At 70.0% G+C, this 5,586-nt stretch carries 5 protein-coding genes and 1 riboswitch; of the genes, 3 read left to right on the forward strand and 2 right to left on the reverse strand.

Annotated elements, in window-relative coordinates; genetic code table 11:
• Positions 1–170: 170 nt before the first annotated feature.
• Both G6021_RS06915 and G6021_RS06920 read right to left on the reverse strand, forming a co-directional pair.
• Positions 171–1,043 (reverse strand): bile acid:sodium symporter, encoded by an 873-nt coding sequence (locus G6021_RS06915; protein WP_182639157.1) that lies wholly within the window; start codon positions 1,041–1,043, stop codon positions 171–173.
• Between the two features lie 79 nt (positions 1,044–1,122).
• A complete protein-coding gene (locus G6021_RS06920) occupies positions 1,123–2,340 on the reverse strand; it encodes an NADP-dependent isocitrate dehydrogenase (RefSeq protein WP_182639155.1) in 1,218 nt (405 codons plus the stop codon).
• A 156-nt stretch (positions 2,341–2,496) separates the two neighbouring features.
• Positions 2,497–2,612: riboswitch (SAM riboswitch) on the forward strand.
• Positions 2,613–2,664: 52 nt separating this feature from the next.
• Here G6021_RS06920 and G6021_RS06925 point away from each other — a divergent pair.
• From G6021_RS06925 to G6021_RS06935, 3 genes are all read left to right on the forward strand, one after another.
• Positions 2,665–3,999 (forward strand): PLP-dependent transferase, encoded by a 1,335-nt coding sequence (locus G6021_RS06925; protein WP_179524718.1) that lies wholly within the window; start codon positions 2,665–2,667, stop codon positions 3,997–3,999.
• A gap of 11 nt (positions 4,000–4,010) precedes the next feature.
• Positions 4,011–5,180, forward strand: a complete 1,170-nt coding sequence (locus G6021_RS06930; protein WP_182640924.1) for a homoserine O-acetyltransferase — start codon at positions 4,011–4,013, stop codon at positions 5,178–5,180.
• On the forward strand, positions 5,177–5,586 hold a 410-nt coding region (locus tag G6021_RS06935), incomplete at its 3' end, for a hypothetical protein (RefSeq protein ID WP_182640925.1). The genes G6021_RS06930 and G6021_RS06935, both read left to right, overlap by 4 nt.

The following is a 5,586-nucleotide window of genomic DNA, read 5'->3' on the forward strand; positions in this document are numbered from 1 at the left end:
CAGCCCCATCGCCGCGAACTCGGTGACGCCGATGCCGAACCCACCCAGTGCGAGCGCGAGGATCGCGACCGCCACGCGGCGGGGGGTGGGCGCGGCGACGGTGGCGGGGCTCGTGGTCACCGGAGCAGGCTACGCCCGCGCCCGCGCGGGCCCGCCTTGCCCAGGCCCGATCAGGGGGCGGTGCGCATGAGGCGCCGACCGCCGTAGACCACCAGGAACGCGGTGACGTACATGACGATGCTGTAGACGGCGGCGGCGAGCCCCACCTCCTCGTCGCCGATCACGGTGAAGGCGATGAGCAGGGTCAGGGTGGTGTTCTTGATGCCGAACTCGACCGCGATCGCGATCTGCTCGGCGCGGCGCAGCCGGCACACCCAGGCGAGCAGTCCGCCCACCACGATCAGAGCCAGGTTCAGGACGACGACCGCGGGTCCCACGGCCACGACGAGGTCGACGATGCGGTCCCTCTCGCCGAGCACGATGCCCACGATGAGCAGCACCAGGACGACGAGTCCGACGATGCCCACGAAGCGCTCGATGCGGGCGGCCAGGGCGGGCCTCCTCGCGCGGAGGAGCATGCCGAGAAGGACCGGGATGAGGATGACACCCAGGAGGAGCCCGAAGGTCTGGCCGAGCGGGACGGTCACCTCGGCGTCGGAGGCCCCCGGGATGACCCGCGCGCCGATACCGAACCACATCGGCAGCGTGAGGATCACGGCCACGGAGGTCAGGGCGGTGAGGATGACCGACAGCGCGACGTTGCCGCGGGCCAGATAGGTGATGAGGTTGGACGTCGCCCCGCCGGGGGTCGCCGCGACCAGGACGACGCCGAGGGCCAGCATCGCGGGGAGCCCGAAGACCAGGGCCACGACCACGCCCGTCAGCGGCACCAGGACCAGCTGGCCGAACAGTCCGACGATCGTGGCCCACGGCGACCTGGCCTGGACCGCGAAGTCCTCCTTGGTCAGGCTGAGCCCGATGCCGACCATGATGATCGCCAGCGCGACGGGCAGGCCTATGTCGATCAGGGGACTCTGGTCCACGTGGTGCTCCTCGGGTGCTCGCGGGTCGGCGGACGGCGGCCCTCATGTGAGATGGACCACTGTCCGACACCGTAGCCGCTCAGGCGCGAGCCCTCCTGAGGTTCTGGTCCAGGGCGGCGAGGAAATCCTCGGTGGTGAGGTGGTCCTGGTCCTCGCCGACCAGGAGGGCGAGATCCTTGGTCATCTGGCCGCCCTCGACGGTCGAGATGACGACGTCCTCGAGTTGGTGCGCGAACTCGATGACCTCGGGGGTGTTGTCGAGAGTGCCCCGGTGCTCGAGCCCGCGGGTCCAGGCGAAGATCGACGCGATCGGGTTGGTGGAGGTGGGCTCGCCCTGCTGGTGCCGCCGGAAGTGGCGGGTGACCGTCCCGTGCGCGGCCTCGGCCTCGCAGGTCTTCCCGTCCGGAGTGAGCAGGACCGAGGTCATCAGGCCGAGCGAGCCGAAGCCCTGGGCCACCGTGTCGGACTGCACGTCGCCGTCATAGTTCTTGCAGGCCCAGACGTACCCGCCCTCCCACTTGAGCGCGGAGGCGACCATGTCGTCGATGAGTCGGTGCTCGTAGGTCAGGTCGGCGGCGTCGAAATCCGCCTTGAACTCACGGTCGAAGACGTCCTGGAAGATGTCCTTGAACGCGCCGTCGTAGGCCTTGAGGATCGTGTTCTTGGTGGACAGGAACACCGGGTAGTCGTGCTGCAGGCCGTAGTTGAACGAGGCGCGTGCAAAATCCGCGATCGACTCGGTGAAGTTGTACATCCCCATGACCACACCGCCGTCGTCCGGCATCTCGACGATCTCGTGCTCGATCGGCTCGGAACCGTCGGCCGGCGTGTAGGTGATGGTGACAGTGCCCGCTCCGGGCACCCTGAAGTCGGTGGCGCGGTACTGGTCGCCAAAGGCGTGCCGGCCGACGATGATCGGCTTGGTCCAGCCGGGCACCAGGCGGGGGACGGTGGAGATGATGATCGGTGCGCGGAAGATCGTCCCGCCGAGGATGTTGCGGATCGTGCCGTTCGGCGAGCGGTACATCCGCTTGAGACCGAACTCCTCCATCCTGGACTCGTCCGGGGTGATGGTGGCGCACTTGACCCCCACCCCGTGCTTCTTGATGGCGTTGGCGGCGTCCACGGTGATCTGGTCGTCCGTGGCATCACGGCTGGAGATGCCGAGGTCGTAGTACTCGAGGTCCACGTCCAGGTAGGGATGGATGAGTTCGTCCTTGATGAACTTCCAGATGATGCGGGTCATCTCGTCGCCGTCGAGCTCGACGACCGTCCCCTCCACCTTGATCCTGGACATCGGACCCTCTCTCCCCGCTCGCCCCTCCGGGGCCCGCGTGTCGGCACCACTGTGACGTACGCCTCATCTTACGGATTCGTCCGGTCCCGCCAGAGACCGCTCCGCACCGTTACCCCTCGTTGCCGCCGCCGAGCGGCTTAGGCTAACCTCTCCCCAGGTCATGAGTTCCAGCGACAAGCCCCGGCTCGCTGGACGGCAACCCTCCACCGCGGTGGGGTGCCCCGGGAGACGACCTGGCCACCACCCACCCGGGTGACAGGCAAGCGCGGGTCCGCTGTCGTCAAGCGGCCGGACCCTTCTGACGAGAGGAGGGGCTCCGCCCCTATGACGTACGACAACAGCAATCCCGACTGGGCCTTCGAGACCCGCCAGATCCACGCCGGCCAGCCCGTCGACTCCGACACCGGTGCGCGCAATCTGCCGATCTACCAGACCACCTCGTACGTCTTCGCGGACGCCAAGCAGGCCGCGGACCGGTTCGCGCTCGCCGAGATGGGCCCGATCTACACCCGGATCACCAACCCCACGGTCGCCGCCGCGGAGGATCGCATCGCGTCGCTCGAGGGCGGCGTCGCCGGGCTGCTCTTCGCGTCCGGCCAGGCCGCCGAGACCGCGGTCATCCAGGCGATCGCGCAGTCCGGTGGCCACGTGGTGGCCTCCCCCCGCCTCTACGGCGGTACCGACACCCTGCTCCGGCACACGCTGCCCAAGTACGGCATCGAGACCACGTTCGTGGAGAACCCGGACGACCCCGCCTCCTGGCAGGCGGCGGTACGGCCGGACACCAAGCTGTTCTACGGCGAGTCCATCTCGAACCCGCTGAACGACATCCTCGACATCCCGGCGATCGCCGAGGTCGCGCACCGCAACCAGGTTCCGCTCGTCATCGACAACACGGTGGCCACCCCGTACCTCATCCGCCCGCTGGAGCTGGGGGCGGATGTCGTCGTCTCCTCGGCCACCAAGTACCTCGGCGGCCACGGCGCCTCCCTCGGCGGCGTCCTGGTCGACGGCGGGAAGTTCGACTGGCGCGTGCAGCGGGACGGGCAGGACGTGTTCCCGTCCTTCACCACCCCGGATCCCGCGTACCACGGTCTGGTCTACGCCGACCTCGGGGCGCCCGCCCTCGCGCTCAAGGCCCGCGTGACGCTCCTGCGCGACACCGGCGCGGCGGCCTCCCCGTTCAACGCGTGGACCCTGGTCCAGGGCATCGACACCCTGAGCCTGCGCATCGAGCGCCATGTGTCCAACGCGCAGCGGGTGGCCGAGTGGCTCGAGGCGCGCGAGGACGTGGCGGGCGTCCAGTACGCCGGCCTGGCCTCCTCGCCGTACAACGCGCTGCAGAAGAAGCTGTCCCCCAAGGGTGCGGGCGCGATCGTCACGTTCGACCTCGCGGTGCCGCAGGGTGCGTCCGAGGAGGACGTCAAGGCGCAGGCCTGGACGTTCATCGACGCGCTCAAGCTGCACTCGTGCCTGGTCAACATCGGCGACGTCCGGTCGCTGGTGTGCCACCCGGCCACCACCACCCATTCCCAGGGCACGCCCGAGGCCAACGCGATCGCCGGGGTCACCACGGCGACCGTCCGTCTGTCGGTGGGCATCGAGGCCGTCGACGACATCATCGGTGACCTCGAGCTCGGTTTCGCCGCGCTCTCCTGACGTCCGCCCGCATGGTCCGCCCCACCGATCCACTCGCGCTGTTGCCCCCGGGCGACGGCACCCTCGGCCGTGTCGCCATCGGCGACCTCACGCTGGTCACGGGTGTCGTCCTCCCGGGGGTGACCCTCGCGGTGCAGCGGTGGGGCCGGATCTCGGAGGACCGGTCCAACATCGTCCTGGTCGAACACGCGCTGACCGGGGACTCCCACGTGGTCGGCTCCGTGGACTCGCTCCACCCGACGCCCGGGTGGTGGAACGGACTCGTCGGGCCCGGCCTGCCGCTGGACACCGACCGCTACTGCGTGCTGTCGGTCAACGTGCTCGGCGGGTGTCGGGGGTCGACCGGACCCAGTTCGCTACACCCCGACGGCCACTACTGGGGCGCTCGCTTCCCCGCAGTGTCCGTCCGCGACATGGTCGAGGCCGAGCGGGTCCTGGCCGACCTACTGGGGATCGACCGCTGGGCCGCGGTGATCGGCGGCTCCATGGGCGGGGCCAGGACCCTCGAGTGGATGGTCAGCCACCCGGACCGCGTCCGGGCGGGCTGTGTCCTGGCGGTCGGGGCACGCGCCTCCGCCGACCAGATCGGCGTGCAGACCGCGCAGATCATGGCCGTGACCTCCGATCCTCACTGGCAGCAGGGCGGCTACCACGGCACCGGCCGCACCCCCGTCGCCGGACTCGGCATCGCCCGGCGCATCGCGCATCTGTCCTACCGGGGTGAGCTGGAGCTGGACGAGCGGTTCGCCAACCGTCCGCAGCCCGGTGAGGACCCGCGGGGCGAGGACCTGTCGATGTCGGGGCGATTCGCCGTGCAGTCCTACCTTGACCACCAGGCCGGCAAGCTCGTCTCCCGCTTCGACGCCTGCACCTATGTCCTGCTCACCGATGCGCTTAACCGCCACGATGTGGGCCTGGACCGCGGCGGGGTCGAGCAGGCCCTGCGCTCCTGCCCTGTCCCCTGCGTGATCGGCGGGGTCACCACCGACCGCCTTTATCCGCTGCGCCAACAGGAGGAGCTCGCCGCGCTGTTGCCCGGCGCCGATCCGCTCGTGGTGATCGACAGCCCGGCCGGTCACGACGGGTTCCTCACCGAGTCCGACGTGGTGGGCCCCATGCTCGCCAGGACACTCGAACTCGCCGCACAGGGATCCCCCGACCGAACCCGAGGACATGCATGACCGACCGCGATCACAGCCCCCGGCCCGCCGCCCTCGGCCTGACGGGACTGGCAGTGGGGCTCGGCATCATCGGCGTGGCCATCGGCTTCGCCACGCTGCTGGGGATCACCGCCACGGCCAGCGGCGGCGGCGACACCACCGAGTACGGGCCGATGGCGGTGACCGCCGCGTCGTCGCTGGCGCTGGGGGTGCTGCTGATCGTGGGCGCGGTGCTGCTGTGGCGCGCCCACCGTGCGGCCCGCGTCGTCATCGCGGTGGCGGTGGCGCTGCTCGTCGTGAGCTCGCTCGCGCGGATGGTGGTCGACAGCGTCACGTTCATCTCGGTGCTGGGGAGCGTGCTCTCGCTGTGCGCTCTGGTGGCGATGGGGGTGCTGCTCGCCTCGGACGGCGTCCGCGACCACGTCCA

The sequence above is a fragment of the Dietzia sp. CW19 genome (genome assembly GCF_014145265.1).
Classification (GTDB): domain Bacteria; phylum Actinomycetota; class Actinomycetes; order Mycobacteriales; family Mycobacteriaceae; genus Dietzia; species Dietzia natronolimnaea.

Bases quoted from the DNA above. Each gene is read 5' to 3' on its own strand.
- G6021_RS06920 (WP_182639155.1), bottom strand. From the start codon at position 2,340: ATGTCCAGGATCAAGGTGGAGGGGACGGTCGTCGAGCTCGACGGCGAC.
- G6021_RS06925 (WP_179524718.1), top strand. From the start codon at position 2,665: ATGACGTACGACAACAGCAATCCCGACTGGGCCTTCGAGACCCGCCAG.
- G6021_RS06930 (WP_182640924.1), top strand. From the start codon at position 4,011: ATGGTCCGCCCCACCGATCCACTCGCGCTGTTGCCCCCGGGCGACGGC.